Below are 3,559 nucleotides of genomic sequence, written 5' to 3' on the forward strand. Positions count from 1 at the left end.
CCTGGCACATCTTTAGATGAACTCATCTGTGCCTACTGCGCTCAATAGTGTCTCTTTTTTATTTGAAATGACTATATTCAATATTGTCTAATCAAAAAGTTTGTAAGTTGTCGAGTATTTAATTTGTCTGCTTATTTTTATGGCAATCTTGTGGGTAGACACGAGCTCCTCCCAAAAGTTACAAACTAAATAGACAACAGACATAATATTACAGATTACCTTTAAGCCCGATCGCCGTGACAATAGTCCACGCATCCACCAACAGCAGCAGCAGCGTACAGAAGAGCAAAATAAGATACATCCAAGGCTGCGACAAAGGGCGAACATCTCTAGTATCAATACCTGTTTTTGCTTCCACCAAACCGACTAATTTAGCAAATCCAGCCACCCGCATTGGCAGCAAATAACCTTCACCAGAATGACTCAAAAAATAGTAAACTAAACCTCCTTGACCAGTCGTTCGAGGTTTGAGAGCTTTTACCTCAGTCCAAGGTAGCGACCAACCCTTGCGAAACCAACGCGGAAACCAGTTGGGATATGTGACTTCAATCCCTTCCTCGCTCAAAATTACCCTTTCACTGAGCACGCCGTAGAGGCCCACAGCCCCGACAAAAATTGCCGCCCAGAGTGCGGCAGGGGGAACCGGTGCTTGGGTTACTTCCGACAAAAACGGCAATGGAATTGTCAGGGCTGTGTACAAGCTCAACAGCGTGATTCTAATCAGGGGAGAAAGCCGGAATACCGCTGGCTCAAATACTGGGGCAGAAGATGGGGAAAGGGCGATCGGTTGTGCTGACATGGCTGAATTCGAGAAGCTGTGTAATGCTATTTTTGCACAGTTGTCGATCCCGCCAACAAAACTCAGGGAAATATGAAAAACCAGACAATCTTTGCAGTCGGGAGTTTCGATCTAAAATTCATTTCACAAACTTTGATTCTTAAGAGTTGAGTTTTTAACGCTTTGCTGAAGTTGGAATTTTGAGCGCGGAGTTATCAATTCACTGACAATTTATAACTCAAAACTCACAACTCCGATTAATCGACGGCGGTTAGTGCCGGTACAGTCAAAGGTTCTGAGATTTCTCGGGATTTGGGGCGGCCGGCCATTGCTGTTCGATCGCCCTGAACTGCCTCTGGCGATCTGCTAGGATTGACGTTTGAGTAGGGGCCTTCGTTAATCTGCAAGCGATCGCAAGGAATTTTATCCGACAAAATTGCACTAGCCATCATCCCGGTGTGAATTTCCAATGCTGCGGCCGGCATCGCTTCAAACACTAAGCGCTGTCCGGGAAACACCACTCGTTCAAAGTACCAGTTAGGAATGTTGGCGATGCGAGCAATCTGAATCTGACTGGTGGCGTTGACGTAGCAGCACAGAATCTTGCTGTCGGTGTCTGATGGTACGGGGTCAAGAATTTGAGCCATAACTGCTGAGGGAGCCTTGCCTAAAAGTTTTAGTTATCTTCTCAGGCTAACACTAGGCGATCCCAGCCTACTGTAAAGCCGACTACCAACTCCCTAACACATTAGAGACCTATCTCGCGAAAATTTGTATTTAGCCGGATAAATACGTGATTTTTGACTCTATGCTGGGATTTTCGGTCAAAATACGCTGTATTTACTTAAAAAGTAGCTTTTTCCTACTGCTGTTGCCGATCGACACCAACAAGCTCGGCCTTGAGTCCAATAGAAAAATTTAAGAATATTTAATATCAAATTGCGAAAATTAGACATATTGTAAAGTTATATTAAAAGAATATTAACATAGCTGAAAAAGTTCCACTTTAGGATATGGCAATCATGGAAAACCGAGAAAACCGAGTCCTGTACGTTCGCCTCCCTTGCAATCCTATTTTCCCGATCGGAGTTGTCTATCTTTCGGATCACGTACACAAGCTGTTTCCCAATGTCGAACAGCGCATTTTCGATTTAGGTGCCGTACCCCCCCTAGATTTCGCTAAAGCTTTAGATGCCAGCATAGACGAGTTTAAGCCGACTCTGCTGGTTTTCTCTTGGCGGGACATTCAAATTTACGCGCCCGTGGGCGGCAGGGGCGGCAACCCGCTGCAAAATGCCTTCGAGTTTTACTACGCCAAAAATCCGCTGATCAAGTTCCGGGGAGCCCTCGGAGGACTGCGTTTAGCAGCGTCTTACTACACCGAACTCTGGCGCAATTTGGGACTGATCAAGCGCGGATTGAAGCGGGCCCGGAAATACCGCCCCGAAGCTCGTGCAGTGGTGGGCGGTGGTGCTGTGAGCGTGTTTTACGAGCAGTTGGGACGCAGTTTGCCGTCTGGAACAGTGGTTTCGGTGGGGGAAGGCGAAGCTTTGCTGGAGAAGTTGATTAAGGGCGAAGATTTGGCCGAGGAAAGATGTTATGTGGTGGGAGAAACCGTCCCGCGCGCGAAGCTAATTCACGAAAAACCAGCCAACATCGAGAAAACTGCTTGCGATTATAACTACATCGAAACCATTTGGCCGGAATTTTCCTATTATCTACAAGATATGGACTTCTACGTCGGAGTCCAAACCAAACGCGGCTGTCCTCATAATTGCTGTTACTGCATTTATACGGTGATTGAAGGCAAGCAAGTGCGGATCAATCCGGCGGATGAGGTGGTGGCGGAGATTCGGCAATTGTACGATCGAGGTATCCGCAATTTCTGGTTTACCGACGCTCAATTTATCCCAGCACGCAAATTCATCGACGATGCGATCGAATTATTGCAAAAAATCATCGCCGCAGGCATGACTGACATACACTGGGCCGCTTACATCCGTGCGGACAATCTCACACCCGATTTGTGCGATTTGATGGTAAAAACGGGCATGAATTACTTTGAAATCGGCATCACCAGCGGTTCCCAGGAACTGGTTCGGAAAATGCGGATGGGCTACAACTTGCGAGTAGTTTTAGAGAATTGCCGCGATTTAAAAGCAGCCGGTTACAACGATGTGGTTTCCGTGAATTACTCGTTTAACGTCATTGACGAAACCTTTGAAACCATCCGGCAAACTATTGCTTATCACCGAGAATTAGAGCGAATTTTTGGAGCAGATAAAGTAGAACCCGCGATTTTCTTTATTGGGTTGCAGCCGCACACCATTTTGGAAGAATACGCCTTTAAACAGGAAATTCTGCAACCTGGTTACGATCCGATGAGTTTGATGCCTTGGACAGCGCGCAAATTGCTGTGGAATCCCGAACCTTTGGGTTCGTTTTTCGGACAAATTTGTTTGGAAGCGTGGCAGCGGAATTCCAATGATTTCGGCCGCGAAGTGATGGCAATTTTGGAGGAAAAACTCGGCTGTGCGGATTTGGAAGAAGCATTAACCGCGCCTGTGGAAATCAAAGACAAACAGTTGGCAGCAGTTAATTAATTAATTACCAGGTTCGCAGTGATGACTACGGTTATTTAAAAAATGGGAAATGGGAGGAAAAATGTATCTTCTGTTTCCCTTTTTATTATTGACTAAATAGCCAGGGTAAACGCATCTAAATTAAGTTGACATAAAATCATATTTGTGCCTGAGTTATTCTCTGAAAAAACCCTTCTTA

3 protein-coding genes are annotated in these 3,559 nt (G+C 45.8%); 1 reads left to right on the forward strand and 2 read right to left on the reverse strand.

The window, feature by feature from the left end:
* Positions 1-208: 208 nt before the first annotated feature.
* Together QUA45_RS28255 and QUA45_RS28260 are read right to left on the reverse strand one after the other, a co-directional pair.
* Positions 209-799, reverse strand: a complete 591-nt coding sequence (locus QUA45_RS28255; protein ID WP_333101247.1) for a hypothetical protein — start codon at positions 797-799, stop codon at positions 209-211.
* Positions 800-1,035: 236 nt separating this feature from the next.
* Positions 1,036-1,425, reverse strand: coding sequence for a DUF1830 domain-containing protein (locus QUA45_RS28260; protein ID WP_333067357.1), 390 nt, complete (start codon positions 1,423-1,425; stop codon positions 1,036-1,038).
* Positions 1,426-1,800: 375 nt separating this feature from the next.
* On the opposite strand from QUA45_RS28260, the gene QUA45_RS28265 reads away from it, so the two are divergent.
* Positions 1,801-3,381, forward strand: coding sequence for a photosystem II high light acclimation radical SAM protein (locus QUA45_RS28265; RefSeq protein ID WP_333101249.1), 1,581 nt, complete (start codon positions 1,801-1,803; stop codon positions 3,379-3,381).
* Positions 3,382-3,559 lie beyond the last annotated feature (178 nt).

Origin of the sequence: Microcoleus sp. Pol12A5, from assembly GCF_036701435.1 — a bacterium.
GTDB lineage: Bacteria > Cyanobacteriota > Cyanobacteriia > Cyanobacteriales > Microcoleaceae > Microcoleus.